Origin of the sequence: Nocardia sp. NPDC050435, assembly GCF_040655395.1 — a bacterium.
Classification (GTDB): domain Bacteria; phylum Actinomycetota; class Actinomycetes; order Mycobacteriales; family Mycobacteriaceae; genus Nocardia.
This window is the reverse complement of record NZ_JBFAJW010000004.1, coordinates 517,055-533,509: the sequence shown is the minus strand read 5'-3', so window position 1 is coordinate 533,509 and position 16,455 is coordinate 517,055. Positions and strand designations below refer to the sequence as shown.

The 16,455-nt window shown below is 69.1% G+C and carries 17 protein-coding genes; 10 read left to right on the top strand and 7 right to left on the bottom strand.

The annotated features are described in order from the left end of the window. Positions 1-130 precede the first annotated feature (130 nt). Entirely contained in the window at positions 131-1,084 is a 954-nt protein-coding gene (locus AB0I43_RS14835) for a UTP--glucose-1-phosphate uridylyltransferase (protein WP_356973295.1), read from the bottom strand. 80 nt (positions 1,085-1,164) lie between these two features. Between AB0I43_RS14835 and AB0I43_RS14830 the strand changes: the two genes are divergently transcribed. The 4 genes from AB0I43_RS14830 (at position 1,165) to mscL (ending at position 3,586) form a co-directional block, all read left to right on the top strand. Further along, positions 1,165-1,752, top strand: a complete 588-nt coding sequence (locus AB0I43_RS14830) for a 5-formyltetrahydrofolate cyclo-ligase (RefSeq protein ID WP_356973294.1) — start codon at positions 1,165-1,167, stop codon at positions 1,750-1,752. A gap of 69 nt (positions 1,753-1,821) precedes the next feature. After that, positions 1,822-2,133: an FmdB family zinc ribbon protein gene (locus AB0I43_RS14825; protein ID WP_356973293.1), complete on the top strand. Its 312-nt coding sequence runs from the start codon at positions 1,822-1,824 to the stop codon at positions 2,131-2,133. 81 nt (positions 2,134-2,214) lie between these two features. Beyond that, the gene (locus AB0I43_RS14820) at positions 2,215-2,865 is read left to right on the top strand and encodes an SAF domain-containing protein (protein ID WP_356973292.1); all 651 of its coding nucleotides are present in this window, start codon (positions 2,215-2,217) and stop codon (positions 2,863-2,865) included. Positions 2,866-3,106: 241 nt separating this feature from the next. Beyond that, on the top strand, positions 3,107-3,586 hold the full coding sequence (mscL, locus tag AB0I43_RS14815; protein WP_356973291.1) for a large conductance mechanosensitive channel protein MscL: 480 nt from the start codon (positions 3,107-3,109) through the stop codon (positions 3,584-3,586). 81 nt (positions 3,587-3,667) lie between these two features. Here the strand turns inward: mscL and AB0I43_RS14810 are convergent, their stop codons facing one another. From AB0I43_RS14810 to AB0I43_RS14785, 6 genes are all read right to left on the bottom strand, one after another. Continuing rightward, positions 3,668-4,360 (bottom strand): MspA family porin, encoded by a 693-nt coding sequence (locus AB0I43_RS14810; RefSeq protein WP_356973290.1) that lies wholly within the window; start codon positions 4,358-4,360, stop codon positions 3,668-3,670. Positions 4,361-4,423: 63 nt separating this feature from the next. Further along, on the bottom strand, positions 4,424-5,101 hold the full coding sequence (locus tag AB0I43_RS14805) for an MspA family porin (RefSeq protein WP_356973289.1): 678 nt from the start codon (positions 5,099-5,101) through the stop codon (positions 4,424-4,426). A gap of 695 nt (positions 5,102-5,796) precedes the next feature. After that, positions 5,797-6,366 (bottom strand): MogA/MoaB family molybdenum cofactor biosynthesis protein, encoded by a 570-nt coding sequence (locus AB0I43_RS14800; RefSeq protein ID WP_356973288.1) that lies wholly within the window; start codon positions 6,364-6,366, stop codon positions 5,797-5,799. Positions 6,367-6,384: 18 nt separating this feature from the next. Beyond that, positions 6,385-7,815 (bottom strand): trypsin-like peptidase domain-containing protein, encoded by a 1,431-nt coding sequence (locus AB0I43_RS14795; protein ID WP_356973287.1) that lies wholly within the window; start codon positions 7,813-7,815, stop codon positions 6,385-6,387. Between the two features lie 84 nt (positions 7,816-7,899). Further along, positions 7,900-9,324, bottom strand: coding sequence for a HAMP domain-containing sensor histidine kinase (locus AB0I43_RS14790; RefSeq protein WP_356973708.1), 1,425 nt, complete (start codon positions 9,322-9,324; stop codon positions 7,900-7,902). Between the two features lie 76 nt (positions 9,325-9,400). Next, complete coding sequence (locus AB0I43_RS14785; protein WP_356973286.1) at positions 9,401-10,087, bottom strand: response regulator transcription factor; 687 nt, start codon at positions 10,085-10,087, stop codon at positions 9,401-9,403. Positions 10,088-10,527: 440 nt separating this feature from the next. Here AB0I43_RS14785 and AB0I43_RS14780 point away from each other — a divergent pair, with 440 nt between their 5' ends. From AB0I43_RS14780 to AB0I43_RS14755, 6 genes are read left to right on the top strand one after another with little or no spacing between them, the layout of a single operon-like run. Further along, positions 10,528-13,185, top strand: coding sequence for an ATP-binding protein (locus AB0I43_RS14780; protein ID WP_356973285.1), 2,658 nt, complete (start codon positions 10,528-10,530; stop codon positions 13,183-13,185). Next, positions 13,182-13,580, top strand: coding sequence for a roadblock/LC7 domain-containing protein (locus tag AB0I43_RS14775; RefSeq protein ID WP_209887038.1), 399 nt, complete (start codon positions 13,182-13,184; stop codon positions 13,578-13,580). Before AB0I43_RS14780 ends, AB0I43_RS14775 begins: the two co-directional genes overlap by 4 nt. A gap of 8 nt (positions 13,581-13,588) precedes the next feature. Next, entirely contained in the window at positions 13,589-13,975 is a 387-nt protein-coding gene (locus AB0I43_RS14770) for a DUF742 domain-containing protein (RefSeq protein ID WP_356973284.1), read from the top strand. Next, on the top strand, positions 13,956-14,573 hold the full coding sequence (locus tag AB0I43_RS14765) for an ATP/GTP-binding protein (protein WP_356973283.1): 618 nt from the start codon (positions 13,956-13,958) through the stop codon (positions 14,571-14,573). The genes AB0I43_RS14770 and AB0I43_RS14765 overlap by 20 nt, the downstream gene beginning before the upstream one ends. Next, positions 14,566-15,345: a signal protein gene (locus tag AB0I43_RS14760; RefSeq protein WP_356973282.1), complete on the top strand. Its 780-nt coding sequence runs from the start codon at positions 14,566-14,568 to the stop codon at positions 15,343-15,345. Before AB0I43_RS14765 ends, AB0I43_RS14760 begins: the two co-directional genes overlap by 8 nt. A gap of 50 nt (positions 15,346-15,395) precedes the next feature. Beyond that, the gene (locus AB0I43_RS14755) at positions 15,396-16,364 is read left to right on the top strand and encodes a glycoside hydrolase domain-containing protein (protein WP_356973281.1); all 969 of its coding nucleotides are present in this window, start codon (positions 15,396-15,398) and stop codon (positions 16,362-16,364) included. The last annotated feature ends 91 nt before the right edge of the window (positions 16,365-16,455 follow it).

Below are 16,455 nucleotides of genomic sequence, written 5' to 3'. Positions count from 1 at the left end.
CCGCGCCATCCGATGGTGTCACCGCGGCACCACGAAAGCGGTCCGGCGCGCGGACGGGTGAACTTTCATTCGTACCCGACCGCGCGCCGACAGTCGAAACCGACGAGCAGCAGCGCGTCGGGCTCCAGTATCAGTCGTAGGGCGTCAGTTGCGGATCCCACTCCGCACTCAGCCGGTGCTGCAACCACTCCCGCAGGGCCGGGCCGTATTCCTCACGTTCCAAAGCGAAATCGACCGCAGCTCGAAGATAGCCGCCCGGGTTGCCCAGATCGTGGCGCGACCCACGGTGCACCACCACATGCACCGGATGACCCTCGGCGATGAGCAGCGCGATGGCGTCGGTGAGCTGCAATTCGCCGCCCGCGCCCGGTTCGATCCGGCGCAGCGCGTCGAAGATGGCCCGGTCCAGCAGGTATCGGCCGGCGGCCGCGTAGGTGGAGGGCGCGTCCGCGAGGGCGGGCTTCTCGACCATCCCGTTGACCCGCAGCACATTCGGGTTGACCGCGTCCGGCACGGTGGCCACGTCGAAGACGCCGTAGGCGCTGACCTGGTCCTTGGGCACGTCGATCGCGCACAGCACGGTGCCGCCGCGCTTGCGCCGCACCCGGCTCATCACATCGAGCACGCCGGACGGCTGCACGAGGTCGTCGGGCAGCAGCACCGCGACGGCGTCCTCGTCGTCGTCGAGCACGCTCTCGGCCTGCGCGACCGCATGCCCGAGGCCCAGCGGCTCCTCCTGGATGACCGAGACGACGTCCAGCAGCCCGGGCGCCTTGCGCACCTTCTCCAGCAGCTGGAACTTGCCGCGCTCGGCGAGGGTGCTCTCCAGCACCAAATCCTCGACGAAGTGCGCGACGACACCGTCTTTGCCGGGCGAGGTCACGATCACCAGCCGGTCGGCGCCGGAGTCGGCGGCCTCGGCCGCCACCAGCTCGATACCCGGGGTATCCACGACCGGCAGCAATTCCTTGGGCACGGTCTTGGTGGCGGGTAGGAATCGCGTCCCCAGTCCGGCCGCGGGCACGATGGCCGTGCGGAAGCACGACACCGCACCGTTCGCGGATTGTCCGGTATTCGCTGTCATGGGCATACCCTATCCATCCATCACATGGCCCCAACGCCTTCGGGCGGTGGGGCATTGGGCGTGAGCATATGGTGATCACCATGGAGATGCCCGGTGAGGCCGATAAACATGCATGGCGCTCCGAAATTCTCAGCCGACGGAGTGCCCTGCCCGCTACCGAGCATGCCGAAGAGGCTCGCCTGCTCGCGGAAACCGCGGGCAAACTTCTGGTGACCGGGTGGGTGTGCGCCTATGTGCCGGTGCGCGGCGAACCGGGTTCGCGCGCGCTGCTCGACGCGCTGTGCGTGGGCGGGGCGCGGGTCCTGCTGCCGGTCACCGGGCCGCCCGGCCCACTGCACTGGGCCGAGTACACCGGGCCGGACAGCCTGCGGCCCGCGCGATTCGGGTTGCTCGAACCCACGGGCGAGGTACTCGAGCCGGCGGCGGTGGCGCGAGCGGAGTTGGTCCTGGTGCCCGCGCTGGCGGTGGATCTGCGCGGCGTGCGGCTCGGGCGTGGCGCGGGGTACTACGACCGCACCTTGGCCGCTGCGCGACCCGACGCCCGGCTGACGGCCGTGGTGCGCGACACCGAGCTCGTGCCCCGGCTGCCCGAGGAGGCGCATGACCTGCGCATGGGCTGGGCGCTCACGCCGCACGGTGGCCTGCGGCGGCTCGGTGCCCCGGAATGAATGCAGGATTGGCGATGTTGGCACTGTCGCCTGTAGAGTGCCAGTCTGACGAGACCAGCGGAGGATCCTGTGCCAACTTATTCGTACGCGTGCACCCAGTGTGACAACCGCTTCGACATCGTGCAGTCCTTCAGCGACGATGCGCTGACCGTGTGCCCCGAGTGCTCGGGCAAGCTGCGCAAGCTGTTCAACTCGGTCGGCATCGTGTTCAAGGGCAGCGGCTTCTACCGCACCGACAGCCGCGGCGGCGCCAGCACCGCGAGCGAGCCCGCCAAGTCCGAAGGCAACGGCTCGAGCAAGCCTGCCGAAACGAGCTCGTCGTCGAGCAACGATTCCGCGAGCAGCACCACCAGCAGCAGCCCCGCGGCCGCCGCCAGCTGAGTTATCCACAGCTCGCACGTTCTCCACAGGTAGAACTTTTCCCGGGCGTGGCGGGCTCGCCGCGACCCTAGGCTCCGGCTCATGAAGTCGCGCACCGATCTCGGCCGGGAGAACCCGCTGCGCGCGGTCCTGGACAACCGCCCGCCCTGGCTCGATCTCCTGCTGGTCCGCCGACTGCTCGCCGCGGCCCTCGCCGTGCTGGCGGTGGTGCTGTATCTCCGGGGCGATCCCGATTCCCGCGCGGCCGAGGTGGTGGTCGCCCGCCATGATTTGGCTCCGGGCCGGTTGCTCACCGCCGATGATCTCGGCACCGCCCCGCACGCCGCGGGCACCCTGCCCGCCGGTGCGGTGCAGGACTCCGCCGAACTCCTCGGCACCACCCTGACGGGCGCGATGCGCGCCGGAGAGGTGTTCACCGATCTACGCGTCCTCGGGCCACGCCTGGCCGCCGTGGCCGCAGGTGCGACCGATGCCCGCATCGTGCCGGTGCGCTTGGCCGATACCGCTGTCGCCGAGCTGCTGCGCCCCGGTGATCGCGTCGACGTGGTGGGCGGCGCGGCCGAGGGCCCGGCCCAGGTGCTCGCCAAAGACGCTGCGGTGGTCCTGGTTTCCCGCCCCGCCGACCGACGCGGGCAATCGGAACCGGTACTGCTCGTCGCCCTGGCGGCCCAGCACGCCATCGCCGTCGCAGCCGCCTCGCTGCACAGCACCCTGACGGTCGTGCTGCGCTGAGGCCCACCTTGTGCGGATGGCACTACCCGCCGGTGCGGTCGCCACGCGGCGTTGGTTTCGCACTGCGGTCGAGCGGCTAAACCGACGAGAGCCGGTGCTCCCGGTCACCACACGCTGCCATTGTGGGGGCGGCTCGCGGGCCCGGCTCCGGCTGTCGTGCCGTACGGGGTGCCGCTAGCATCGGCTACCGATCGCGGCTCCCCACAGCCACTCAGTTCATCCGACCAGGAGAAATTCGGGCATGCTCAAAGGGTTCAAAGACTTCATCTTTCGCGGCAACGTTCTCGACCTGGCCGTGGCCGTGGTCATCGGCACCGCGTTCACCGCCATCGTGAACGCCTTCACCAACGGGTTCGTCAAACCGCTGCTCGCCGTGTTCGGCGGTACCGAGGAACTCGGCTGGGGTTTCCGGCTGGTGCCGAGCAAGCCCGCCACCTTCGTCGAACTGGGCACCATCGTGGGCGCGGTCATCGACTTCCTGCTCATCGCGGCCGTGCTGTACTTCGTGCTGGTGACGCCGGCCAACCGGGTGATGGCGCGCTTCGGCTCCAAGCAGGCCGCGGCCACCGAGATCGCGCTGCTCACCGAGATTCGTGATCTGCTCGCGGCGCGTGAGGCGGAAACCGCTTCCGCCACCGGCGCGGGGACCACGACCGGAGGGCACAGCACCGGCACGGCGGCTGGAGCGGCGATCAGCACCGACACCGGGCGCGAGGCGTAAACGCTGGTGTGACAAGACAAAAGAACGGGCCCGCCGCGAAAGCGACGGGCCCGTTCCGGTATTCGTCTCCGGTGAGCCGAATCAGCCGATGCTGAAGGGCTGGCCCCAGATCGTCACGTAGGACATGACGTTGTCGGTCTCGACCTTGACCTTCACGAAGGTCCGCGCCTGCGCGTAGCCCGCGCAGCCGTTGACGGCGATCGTGGCATCGGACCAGCTCACCGAACCGGTGTTGCCCTTGAACCGGTTGTTGGTGGAGTGATCCTCGTTGCCGTAGTCGTCAGCGACCTCGCGGTCGAGGACGTAGATGGCACCGGCCTGGCCGGGGCCGAGCGACAGGCTGCCGCCGCCGTTGGCGCTGGGGCTGGCCTTGGCAACGCTCTCGCCGTTCGGGCCGGTACCGCCCGGCTCGAAGTCGACACCGGCGCCGCCGTCGACGCCGAAGCCGCCGATGTTGACCTGGCAGCCCACGATGTAGCCGGGGTAGATACGGCCACCGGCCGCATTGTCACCCGACAGCTCCACGGAAACCGTGCCCGAGCCCCACGCGTTGCGGTGCATCGGGGTGGCGCCCATGGACGGGTTGATGTTGGCGGATTCGCCGGACAGGTTGATGTTGACCACGGTCCCGTCGGACAGGGTCTTGGTCAGGGCAGCACCGGGCAGCGGGACAAAAGTATCCGCGTTGGCGGCACCGGTGGAGAACAGGCCCATGGCGACGGTGGCAGCGGCGCCGACACCGGCCACCCGCGCCAGGTTCTTGCGGTTGATCATGTTTTTTCCCTCAGAGGTTTGAAGTTGACTTCAGCGAGAAGAGGATTCGACGATTCGAAGACGTCAGCCGATGCTGAAGGGCTGGCCGTACAGGGTGGTCTTCGAGTAGTGATCGCCGATGATCTCGACCACGGTGTAGGAGCGCGCCTGGGCGTAGCCTGCGCAGCCCTGAATCTCCATCTGCATGTCCTGGTACTCGATCGAGTAGACGCCGGGCTTCAGGATGTCCTTCAACTCGATGGCAACCCACTTCACCTCGCCGGGGCCAAGGCCGAGGCTGAAACCGCCGGAGAGGCCGAGGCTGTCGGGCTTGACGCTCACGCTGCCGCTCAGGCTGACGGCCTCGTCGCTGATGCTGACCTGGCAGCCCACGATGTAACCGGTCGTGAGGACCGAGGAGCCGTGCGTCGACGAGTTGTTCGAGCCGGGAGCGTTGGACGGGCCGTTCCAAGGACCGGGCGAGCCCTCGGGCGTCACGGTCACGTCGGCGGTCGCGTTACCCGAAACCCAGACGACGCGGCCCGCGCCATTGGCGGCCAGCGACGGCGAAACGACAGCGTGCTCACCCGTGCGGGTAATGGTCACGCCCGGACCCGTCTTCTGACCGTCCGGCAACGGTACGAAGACATCGGCGTTGGCAGCACCGGTCGAAAACAGACCCATGGCAACGGCTGCGGCGGCGGTGACGGCGCCCGCGGCACCGGCACTGCGACGCAGACCGTTGGTGCGGTTCTCGCTCATACTTCCCCTCATCAGGTTCTAACAGTCAACCTCGACCATCGAGGCTGGATGGTCCTCTCAGGCCCAGCTCAGTTTGTCGCCCCTTTGTTGCCGATGTGTAACCGGCCGTTATTTCGGCGCAACGGCCTCAGCTGGCAACGGATCCCGAGCCAGGGTTCCGCCGGGTCGGCAACGTTCGTGACGTACCCGGGCCTGTGTGGTCCATTGTTGGGTGGCTCTCGGCGAAGATTAAACCGTAGGTAACAGCGCTGCAACGCGGGCTTTGGTAAAGAGCAATGTGATGTAGATCACATGGTGAAACATCGTCATATCACTTGACGTGCATAGATGCAGGAGGGGAGCCTCCCTCGACTACTTATTGATCGACGCGCGGCACAAGAAGGCCATTCGCGGATACGAGTCAGCCCCGTAACGAAATGGCTTGGATCACAGTCGAAATAGAAAAACGGTGAGGGTGGCACTGCCATTTATCCGCGCGTTATACGGAGCGCGACCGTAGATAAAAGCTCAACCGTGGTGCGGAGGCACCTGGGAGCGCAGCCAGTCATCGCCGGAACCCGGCGCATCGGAATCGTCACCGCGCTCGTCGCGCGTGGTCTCGGGCAACGCGTCGCCGAAGATCTCGGCCAGACGCGCGGCGTCCCTCGCCCGGCTGCGCGCCGGGCGAGGGTCGTCGGAAGAACTAGCGCCGCTGATTATTCGGCCAATCCGGAGAGCTCGTCGATCGCCTTGCTGGCGAGCGGGCCGAGGGTTGCCATGCCGTCGCGGACCGCGGCCCGCGTGCCCGGCAGATTCACGACCAGGGTGCTGCCGGAGATGCCCGCCAGCCCGCGCGAGAGGCCCGCGTCCAGCGACCCGGCCACCCGGCCGGAGGCGCGCAACGCCTCGGTGATGCCGAGCAATTCGCGATCGAGCACCTGGGCGGTGGCCTCCGGGGTGACATCGCGCGGGGACATGCCGGTGCCGCCCACCGAGATGACCAGATCGACACCGCCGATCACCGCCGTGTTCAGCGCGTTGCGGATCTCCACCTCGTCGGCCTGCACCGACACCGATGCGTCGACTAGGAAACCCGCCTCGGTGAGCAACTCGGTGACCAGCGGGCCGAGCGAATCCACACCTCCATGCGCCGTTCGATCGTCGACGACCACCACCAGTGCACGCCCCGCCACAGGAGCATCGATTTCCATGCTGCTCACCGTAGCGCCTGCGGCCGTCAGCTCGACGGCTGAGTTGGCAACAGCACTGAGGTCCGAAGCTGACATCATCATGATCATCCGGCCTTACGCGGGCGCGCCGCTGAGCGTGACCTCGACGGTCTTGGGATTGTTGCCCTGCTCGTCGGTGTAGGTGACCTTCACCCTGTCGCCGGGTTGGTGCGAACGCACCGCCGCGATCAGCGAGTCGCCGGAGTCGATCACCCGATCATCGATCTTGGTGATGACCACGCCCGCCGGAATACCGGCCTTGGCGGCCGGGCCGTCCGGCGTCGCTTCCAGCACCAGCGCCTGATCGCCCTGCGGGCGCAGCTTGATGCCGATCTGGGCGTAGGTGGCGTGCCCGGTCTTGACCAGCTGGTCGGCGACCCGGCGCGCCTGATCCACCGGGATGGCGAACCCCAGGCCGATGGAACCGGTCTGCTGACCGGTCATCTCGCCGCCGAGGCTGGCGATGGCGGTATTGATGCCGATCAGCTTGCCGCTGGAATCGACCAGCGCGCCACCGGAATTGCCGGGGTTGATGGCGGCGTCGGTCTGGACGGCGTCGATCACCGGGTTGGGCACGTTGGGGTTCTGGTTGCCCTCGCCGCTGGTGGAGACCGGGCGATTGAGCGCGGACACGATGCCGGTGGTGACCGTGCCGGCCAGGCCGAGCGGCGAGCCGATCGCGATGACCGGCTGACCGACCTGCAGATCCGCCGAACTGCCCAGTTCGATCGGGGTCAGACCGGTCTTCTCGGCCTTGATGACGGCGAGGTCGGAGACCGGGTCGGTGCCGACGATGGTGGCCGGGGCGGTGCTGCCGTCGCTGAAGACGACCTGCATCTTCGAGCCCGCGCCCGCGCCCGCGGCGACATGGTTGTTGGTCAGGATCAGCCCGTCGGAGGACAGCACGACGCCGGAGCCCTCGCCCTCGGCGCGGTTGCTCGCGACCTTGATCATCACCACGCTCGGCAGCACCTTCTGCGCCACCGCCTGGGTCGAGCCCGCGGGCGCGTTGGCGACGTCCTTGACCTTGGGGCGCGGGGCGTCCAGCGCGTTGGTCACCGAGGCGCCGGAGCCGTTGTTGTCGCTGACCGCCGCGCCGACCACGCCGCCGATGCCGCCGCTGACCAGTGCCAGCGCCACCGCGCCCGCAACCAGGCCGGTGCGGATCGGCTTGCGGGGCGGCTGCTGGGGCTGCTGCACGCCGTAGGGGGCGCCGGGCGGCGGATAACCGCCCCCGCCGTAGCCGACGGCGTATTCGGGACCGGATTCCGGGCCCGGGAATGGCTGGCCCTGGTAATGCGGCGTCGAATAGCCGCCCGTGGAATGGGCTGCGGTGGAATAGGGCCCGGTATGCGCATACGGCTGTGCGGGGGCGTCCCAGCCGGCCTGACCCGAATTCTCCGGATGTGCGGCCGGGCGCTGTTCCGCCGACTGCGGGCCGTCGGCACCGGGGGTGCCGCCCGCCTTTTCCTGGTCCCCTTGGCGTCCGTGGAATTCCTCGGTCATGGCTTCTCGTTTCTCCCTAGCGTCTGCGACCTACCTTGGCGGCGACGGATAAGAGTGGACTGAGATCCTGCTTTGACCCTGCTTTCAGTTTTCCGGGAGCTCCGCGGCGGCCTCGTCGATTTCCGGAAGCACACCGGGCGCGGCGCCCTCACCAGGTAACACAATACGGATCCGGGCGCCGCCGCGATCGGAGGTGTCGATGGTGATGGTGCCGCCGTGTTTGGTGACGACCTGTTTGACGATCGCCAATCCGAGGCCCGACCCGGGCATCGAGCGCGCCGCGGTGGTCCGGTAGAAGCGCTCGAAAACCAGCTCGCGCTCCGGGGCCGGAATGCCGGGACCGGCGTCGTCGACCTCCAGCTCCAGCAGGCCGCGCCCGGTCTCGCGCATGGCGACGTGCACCTGCGCCCCGGCTGGGCTCCATTTCGCGGCGTTGTCGAGCACGTTGAGCACCGCGCGCTCCAGCCCCGCCTCGTGGCCGTACATGAACCACGGGCGCAGCTCGGCCACGAACTCGATGGACCCGCGCCGCCGCCGGGCCCGCTCCAGCGCGCGCTCGGTCACCTCGCCCAGGTCGATCCGGTCGTAGACCGTTTCCGGGGCGTCCTCGCGCGCGAGGTCGACCAGGTCGCCGACCAGCTGGGACAGTTCCTCGATCTGGGCCACCACGTCCGAGCGCAGCTCGGCCATGTCCTCCTCGGGGATGCTCGGGGCGCCCGGGCGGCTGGAGGCGATCAGCAGCTCCATATTGGTGCGCAGCGAGGTGAGCGGCGTCTTCAGCTCGTGGCCGGCATCGGCGACCAGCCGGCGCTGCCGGTCCCGGGATTCCGCGAGCGCGCGCAGCATGGTGTTGAAACTGTCGGTGAGCCTGGCCAATTCGTCGTCACCGGTGACCGGGATGGGGGTCAGGTCGTCGGTGCGGGCGATCCGCTCGGTGGCCGAGGTGAGCCGGGCGATGGGCCGTAAGCCGGTGCGGCCCACGGCGGTTCCGGCCGCGGCCGCCAGCACGACGCCGCACCCGCCGACCACGAACAGCAGCCAGGCCAGCCGGTCGAGCACCTCGCGGGTGGGTTCCAGGCGCTGCGAGATGATCAGCGTCGCACCGGAATGCGTCGGCATGGCCAGCACGCGCTGGTTGTGCACGGTGCGCAGCGAGGAGGGCAGCTTGCCGTCGGCGACCGCGAGTTCCTGATTGCCGACCGGCGGAATGGTCTGCTGCGGCGGCATATACGGCTTGTGGTCGGCGAATATCAGTGCCACGCCGACGTCGTTGGAGAACAGGCCGGCCAGCACGATGGACTGGAAGCCCAGATTCTCGAAGTTGTTCGTGATCATCGTCTCCGCGCGCGCTTTGAGCTGGGAGTCGACGTCGTTGTAGAGGGCCCGCTCCACCATCGCGTAGGCGGCGATGGAGGTGACGGCGACCGCGATGGCCACCACCGAGGCGGCGAGCAGGGTCACCCGCCAGCGCAGCGACACCGAGCGGGTGAGCGGCATCGGCGGGCGCATCTCGGCGTCGGTCGGGCGCTGGCCGAGCGTGGCCACCACCGGGCGCCGGGGCGTACTTCGTGCCATGTCTCCCGGCCTACGGAGGGGTCTCGCGTAACACGTAGCCGACGCCACGCACGGTGTGGATCAGCCGCGGCTCGCCCTCGGCCTCGGTCTTGCGGCGCAGATAGCCGATGTAGACCTCGAGCGCGTTACCGGAAGTGGGGAAGTCGTATCCCCAGACCTCCTCCAGGATCCGGCTGCGGGTCAGCACCCGGCGCGGATTGGCCATCAGCATCTCCAGCAACGAGAACTCGGTGCGGGTCAGGCTGATCGAGCGGCTCTCGCGCCACACCTCCCTGGTCACCGGGTCCAGCGAGAGATCGGCGAACCGCATGGCCTCCGAGGCGTCCTCGCTGTCGGTGGCACGCCGGCGCAGCAGCGCGCGCAGCCGGGCCAGCAGTTCCTCCAGCGCGAACGGCTTGGGCAGGTAGTCGTCGGCGCCGGCGTCCAGGCCCGCGACCCGCTCGGAGACCGAATCGCGGGCCGTCAGAACCAGAATCGGCAGGTCGTCACCGGTGCTGCGCAGACGACGGCACACCTCGAGGCCGTCCATGCGCGGCATCATCACGTCCAGGACGAGCGCGTCGGGACGCTGCGCGGCGACCTTCTCCAGGGCGTCGACCCCGTCCACCGCGAGGTCGACGGAGTAGCCGTTGAAGGTCAGCGACCGGCGCAGCGATTCCCGGACGGCGCGATCGTCGTCGACTACCAGAATGCGCATGCGACCAGTCTGGCCCTATCGACTGAGAGTGCACTGAGAGGGGCGGTCGCGACACGCCGGACGGCATTGGCCACTATCCAGCAATCTGTCGTATTTCGGGGCTGAACTGCGCACGCGGCACGGCGGGACGAAAGCGGAACTCCATGGCAATTGAGGAGCGAAAAGCACTCTGCCCGTGCGAGATTGCCAGCGGGTGCACGCTCCCGGTTTCAATTGCCGCCACCCACCGGACACGGTATGTTTCACGTGCCATTTAACAAGACCTCTGGTTGGTTATGGACTAGGCATCGCGGCCGAGCGCGAGCCGGTGGACACAATCGAGAGAGCTGAGGGATAGAGGCGGGATGGAAGCTGCACCGCGATCCTGGCAGACAATTTTCTCCAACTGGTCAGTTGCCCGCAAAGTCGCCATCGCGCTGCTCCCCCCTGTGATCCTGGCCATGTCCTTCGCCGTCCTGCGCGTCGACAACCACCTCGACGGCATGGAGCAGGTGCGGCAGGCCAGCGAATACAACGCCGCCGTCCACCAGATCATCGAATTCGCTGGCGCGACCACGGAATTGGCCGTCACCGCGGTGAACACGGTGGGTGTCGAGGCGACCGATCCGCGGATCGGCAAGTCCAACACCCGATTCGATCGCGCGGTCGCCGATCTGGAGTCGGTGCTGCGCTTACCGAAGACCGATCCCGGGCTGCTGCGCGAGATGAATCAGGCGATCGCGGGCGCGAAGACGATGCGCGACAAGGCCCGCACCACCGCGCCGCCGGAGCTGACCACCCAGCTCGACAGCGTGCTGGGCTTCGTCGACAAGGCCATGGCCTCCTCCGACGGCGTCGCCTCGGCCTACAACGGTGTGCAGCGCTACATGCTGCAGGTCACCGCGATCATGGTGGCCCGGCGCGCGTTCGCCCAGGAACAGATGATCATCGGCATGATGACCTCGGGCAAGAACAACGCCTCCCAGCAGGAACAGCTGGCGGCCCGGGTGCTCACCGTGAGCGGCTCGGAACTGGCGCTGATCCAGGTCTACGACCAGGTCATGCCGACCGACTCACCCTTCAAGGAGCCGCTGATCGCCGGCGCGACGGCCCGGATGGCGGCCGTCGCCGACCCGACCAGAGCGGCGGACCTGGTGGAATCGATGCGTACCAGCATCGCCACCTACGACCTGGTCGCCACCGATCGGGCCCGCGCCGTGGAGCGGGTGCTCGGCGCCGCGCTGACGGTCGCGCGCAAGGACGCGATGCGTGACACCTCGATCATCATCGGCACCCTGCTGGCCGGCCTGGTGCTCGCGCTGTGGGTGGCCCAGGCGCTGGTCATGTCGATCCGGCGGCTCCGGCACGACGTGCTCGAGACCGCGCACGTCCGGCTCCCCGACGAGCTGGCGGTGGTCTACGCCGGCGGCCACACGCCCTCGATCATTCCGGTCGGGGTGTCCGGCCGCGACGAGATCGGCCAGCTCGCCCGCGCCGTCGACGAGATGCACGAGCAGGCGCTCAATCTCGCGGCGCTGCGACTACAGATCGGCAAGATGTTCGAGACGCTCTCGCGCCGGAGCCAATCGCTGGTGGAGCAGCAGTTGACGCTGATCGAGGAGCTCGAGCGCAACGAGGAGGATCCGGCCCGGCTGCAGAGCATGTTCCGGCTCGATCACCTCGCCACCCGCATGCGCCGCAACGGCGACAACCTGCTGGTGCTGGCCGGGACGCCGCTGCGCCGCGGGCCGCTGGAGCCGGTCGGTCTGGGCGACATGCTCTGGAGCGCCATCTCCCAGGTCGAGGACTACCAGCGCGCCGAGATCGGCTCCGTGCCCACCGGTGTGGTGGGCGGCGCCGCCGCGGTCGACATCGAGCACCTGCTCGCGGAGCTGATCGACAACGCGCTGCGCTACTCGCCCCCGGACCGCCGCGTCGGCGTCGGCGTGGGCCGCACCGTGGACGGCGGCTATCTGATCGAGATCACCGACCGCGGCCTCGGCATGTCCGACGAGGATCTGAGCACCGCCAACGAGCGCCTCGCCTCGGGCGGTCAGGTGAACTTCGAAACCGCCCGCCGCATGGGCCTTTTCGTGGTCAGCAATCTCTCGGCCCGGCACGGTATCTCGGTCAGCCTGCGCCGGACCGCCTCGAGCTCGGGCATCACCGCCGCGGTGCACCTGCCCGCGCGGCTGGTCTCGCTGCCCGAGTCCGACCACCCGACCGCGCCCGTGGTGCCGCTGCCCCAGGCCCAGCCGCGGCTGGCGCCGGTGCCCGATCCGGAACCGGCGGAGCCGCCGCAGCTGACCGCCTACGGCCTGCCCCGGCGGCTGCCGCTCACCCCGGACCCGGACCCGGAGATCGCCACGCCGGCCGGATACGAATCCCGCTTCTCGCTCGACACCGACCCGCGCGGTATCGAGCCGGTGACCGACTCCGGCGCGCACGGCGCCGAACCGGCCACCGATCCGGCCCCGACCGCGGCGCTGCGCCCGGTCGCCGACGAGCCGGACAGCGGCTACGAGCTGCCGCCGAGCGCGGAACCCACCACCGGCGAGCACCGGATCGCGCCGCCGGCCGACAGCGACTCCGACGAGTCGCCGAGCCCGTTCGGCCCGCGGACCACCTTCGACCGCCCGGAGAGCAGCTCGACGCCGAGCCCCTTCCCGGCCCGGCCCACCCGCGAACCCGAAGGCGGCCACGAACCCGAACCCAGCTACGACACCGAAAGCACCTTCGGCCCACCGATCTTCGAGCCGGTGCCCGCCGACCCGGAGGACGGCGGCGGCGCCGCACCCATCTACCAGCGCATGGTCTCGGAGTGGCTGGTCGATTCGGCGGCCTCCGATTCCGCGGGCTCGCACTGGAGCTCGCCCGCCGACTCGGGCTGGCAGGCCGCGGCCGAAGCCAGCACCCCGGCGCCGTCCGGGCGCACCCGCGGCGGTCTGCCGATCCGCCGGCCGGGCGCCCAGCTCGTCCCCGGCAGCGTCGACCCGAGCGCCGAGTCCGGGATCCGGGACCCGGAAGAGATCCGCGAGAACCTGACCCGGCATCTGAACGGCGTCTTCAGCGGGCGACGCGCCGCCGATGCCAAAAACGAACATGGGGAATTTGTATGAGTGAGTCCAACAACGCGAATCTCAACTGGCTGGTCGCGCGGTTCGCTCGCGAAGTACCCGGCGTCTCGCACGCGGTCCTCGTCTCTGCGGACGGCTTACTACAGGCGACCAGCGACAATCTCCCCGAAGAACGCGCCGAGCAGCTCGCCGCCATCACCGCCGGGCTGGCCAGCCTGGCCACCGGGGCGGTGCAACTGTTCGACGGCGGCAAGGTGATGCAGTCGATCGTCGACATGCAGCGCGGCTACCTGCTGGTGATGAGTGTCGGCACCGCCTCGCACCTGGCGGTGCTGGCGACCAAGCAGCACGACATCGGCCGCATCGGCTACGAGATGGCCCTGCTCGTCGACCGGGTCGGGACGGTCATCCAGGCCACCGCCCGATCTACCGTGTGAGTCCGCCGGTGCCCAGCCCTGCCGACCCGTACCACCCCGGTGAGTCGCCGCGCCGGCCCGGCCGCGTCCGGCCCTACGCCCTGACCGGCGGACGGACCGCGTCGTCCATCGACTTACCGCTGGAGGCGGTGATCGAGACGGTGTCGTTCCCGTCGTATCCGAATTGGCCGGCCGGCGATGTCCGGATGGAGATCCTGCACCTCGGCACCCAGCGACTCTCGGTCGCCGAGATCTCCGGCCGCCTGGATCGCCCGCTCGGGCTGGTCCGGGTGATGATCGGCGACCTGGTGGTCGCCGGTTCGCTGCGCGTGCATTCGACCTTGACCGACGACGCGAGTTACGACGAGCGCCGTGCCCTGATGGAGAGGACCCTGCGTGGAATCCGCGCCCTTTAGCACCTTCGGGCTCGAAGAAGCCCGTACCGCCTCGACCAAGATCGTCATCGCGGGTGGGTTCGGCGCCGGCAAGACGACCTTCGTCGGCGCGGTGTCGGAGATCGTGCCGCTGCGCACCGAAGCCCTGGTGACCGACGCCTCCGACGGCGTCGACGACCTCGCGGCCACCCCCGACAAGACCACCACCACGGTGGCCATGGACTTCGGCCGGATCATCCTGCCGAACAACATGGTGCTCTACCTGTTCGGCACGCCCGGCCAGCGCCGGTTCTGGTTCATGTGGGACGACCTGGTGCGCGGCGCGATCGGCGCGGTCGTGCTGGTGGACACCCGCCGGATCGAGGACAGCTTCGCCCCGGTCGACTATTTCGAGTCGCGCAAGCTGCCGTTCCTGGTGGCGATCAACCGTTTCCCGGGCGCGCCGCGGTTCCCGCTGAACGAGGTGCGCGAAGCGCTGTCGATCCGCGAGGGCGTACCGGTGATCGATATCGACGCGCGCAGCGCGGAGGAGGTGCGGCGCACGCTGGCCGCGATCACCGAGTACGCGCTGATGCGTTTGACGGCACAGGAATTCGAGCGGACCGGGCGTCATGTCTGAGATCGACTACTTCGCCATGGGCACCTGGATGCTCGTGCTGGCCTTCGCGGTGTCGGCGGCGGGGACCTTGATCGGACTGATCTGTATCCGGCACGCGGGCGCGACCGATATCTCGGCGCGGGCGGGCCTGGCCTGGCTGGCGGTGGGCGCGGCCTCGATCGGCGGCGTCGGGTTCTGGCTGGCGAGCCTGGTGCTGCTGCTGGGTTTCTCGGTCTCGGACAGTCCGGTGCGCTACGAGCTGTTCCCGGTGGCGGCGGCGCTGGCGCCGGCCACCCTGGGCTGCCTGCTCGGCCTGGTGATCGCGGGTAACCGCTCGCATCTGACCAGGTCGCTGGCGGGCGGCGCGATCGCGGCGCTCGGTTTGGTGACCACCGTCATGCTCGGGGTGAACGCGGTGCGGGTGCGCGGTGTCGTGACCGTGTCGTCGCTGCCGCTGTCGTTCGTCGGCGTGATCGCGGTGCTCGGGTTCGTGGGCGCGCTCTGGCTGACGCTGACCTACCGGGAATCGGTGCGGGCCCGGGTGGGCGCGGCGCTGATCGCCGGGGTGACGGTGACCAGCGCGCAGCTGCTGGCGATGTCGGCGATCGAGGTCGACATCGAGCCCGGCGTGCCGGTGCCCAATGGCATCGAGCTCTTCGATTTCGCCTATCCGGCGTTCGTGATCGGCCTGCTGGTGCTGGCGATTCCGATCGCCGCGGTGCTGCTCGCGCCGCTGCGGCGGCCGTTCGAGTCCACCCTGGCCGAGGAAGCGGCACTGGGTCAGCCGGGCTGATCGGCGCGAAGCCGCGCGCCCCGTCCGGGCCGCCACTTACAGTGGGAGACATGCGGTTCGGCTTGGACTACGCGGGTGGGCGGCCGGGTGGCGCCGCCATCCGGGCCGCCGGTTTCGATTTCGTGGTCCGGTATCTCACGCCCGGCGGCACCTCGCTGCCGGGCAAACTGCTGACCCCGGCCGAGGCCGACGACCTTCGCGCGCACGATATTTCGATCGTCTCCAACTGGGAGACCTGGGCCGACCGGATGCTCGACGGCTACGACGCGGGCGCGCGGGACGCCGAGGCCGGGCTGGCGCAGGTACTGCGCTGCGGCGGGCGCACCGACCGGCCCATCTACTTCTCGGTCGACTTCGATGCCACACCGGCGCAGCAGATTCCGATCAACGCCTATCTCGACGGCGCGGCGACCGTGCTCGGCCGCGCGAATATCGGCATCTACGGCGGGTATTGGCCGCTGCACCGGGCGCTGGATTCCGGGCACGCGCGGTGGGCCTGGCAGACCGATGCCTGGTCCGGCGGAAATGTGGAGTCGCGCCGCAATATTCACCAGACGCTGCGGCAGGTGGTGGTCAACGGCGTGGTCTGCGATGTGAATGTCGCCGAGACCGACGATTTCGGGCAGTGGGATTTCCTACAGGAGGACGACGTGACACCGGAACAGGACGCGGTCCTGCGCGATATCCAGGTGCAGCTGCGGGGGCCGGATCTGGCGGGCTGGCCGCAACTGGGCACCGACGCCGAGGGGCGCTATCTCACACTGGTGGACGGGGTGGCCTCGGCGCTGCGCCGGATCGATGAGCTGGAGAGCGATACCGAGGCGTTGCGCACGCAGATCGGCGAATTGGAGGCCACGACCGAGGAGCTGGTGACGGAGGTGCAGCGGCTGGAGCGCTCGCGCTGGCCGTGGCCGCTGTCGCTGATCGAGGGGCCGGCCGCGGCGGTGGGGACCAGGCTGGAAGCGCTGATTCCGGACCTGCCCCGACTCGGGGAACGCGACCGCAGAGAGACCGAGTAACGGGGATCGACGCCAGATTTGGCGATGAGCGGGTTCTCTCGGTTTCCCGGGAGAACCCGCCCTCCCGGATGAATGTACCGGTGGGACGACA

Excerpts from the sequence above, each read along its gene's own strand:
- AB0I43_RS14835 (WP_356973295.1), bottom strand. The coding sequence starts at position 1,084 with ATGACAGCGAATACCGGACAATCCGCGAACGGTGCGGTGTCGTGCTTC.
- AB0I43_RS14830 (WP_356973294.1), top strand. The coding sequence starts at position 1,165 with ATGGAGATGCCCGGTGAGGCCGATAAACATGCATGGCGCTCCGAAATT.
- AB0I43_RS14820 (WP_356973292.1), top strand. The coding sequence starts at position 2,215 with ATGAAGTCGCGCACCGATCTCGGCCGGGAGAACCCGCTGCGCGCGGTC.
- mscL (WP_356973291.1), top strand. The coding sequence starts at position 3,107 with ATGCTCAAAGGGTTCAAAGACTTCATCTTTCGCGGCAACGTTCTCGAC.
- AB0I43_RS14810 (WP_356973290.1), bottom strand. The coding sequence starts at position 4,360 with ATGATCAACCGCAAGAACCTGGCGCGGGTGGCCGGTGTCGGCGCCGCT.
- AB0I43_RS14805 (WP_356973289.1), bottom strand. The coding sequence starts at position 5,101 with ATGAGCGAGAACCGCACCAACGGTCTGCGTCGCAGTGCCGGTGCCGCG.
- AB0I43_RS14800 (WP_356973288.1), bottom strand. The coding sequence starts at position 6,366 with ATGTCAGCTTCGGACCTCAGTGCTGTTGCCAACTCAGCCGTCGAGCTG.
- AB0I43_RS14795 (WP_356973287.1), bottom strand. The coding sequence starts at position 7,815 with ATGACCGAGGAATTCCACGGACGCCAAGGGGACCAGGAAAAGGCGGGC.
- AB0I43_RS14790 (WP_356973708.1), bottom strand. The coding sequence starts at position 9,324 with ATGCGCCCGCCGATGCCGCTCACCCGCTCGGTGTCGCTGCGCTGGCGG.
- AB0I43_RS14785 (WP_356973286.1), bottom strand. The coding sequence starts at position 10,087 with ATGCGCATTCTGGTAGTCGACGACGATCGCGCCGTCCGGGAATCGCTG.
- AB0I43_RS14780 (WP_356973285.1), top strand. The coding sequence starts at position 10,528 with ATGTCCTTCGCCGTCCTGCGCGTCGACAACCACCTCGACGGCATGGAG.
- AB0I43_RS14775 (WP_209887038.1), top strand. The coding sequence starts at position 13,182 with ATGAGTGAGTCCAACAACGCGAATCTCAACTGGCTGGTCGCGCGGTTC.
- AB0I43_RS14760 (WP_356973282.1), top strand. The coding sequence starts at position 14,566 with ATGTCTGAGATCGACTACTTCGCCATGGGCACCTGGATGCTCGTGCTG.
- AB0I43_RS14755 (WP_356973281.1), top strand. The coding sequence starts at position 15,396 with ATGCGGTTCGGCTTGGACTACGCGGGTGGGCGGCCGGGTGGCGCCGCC.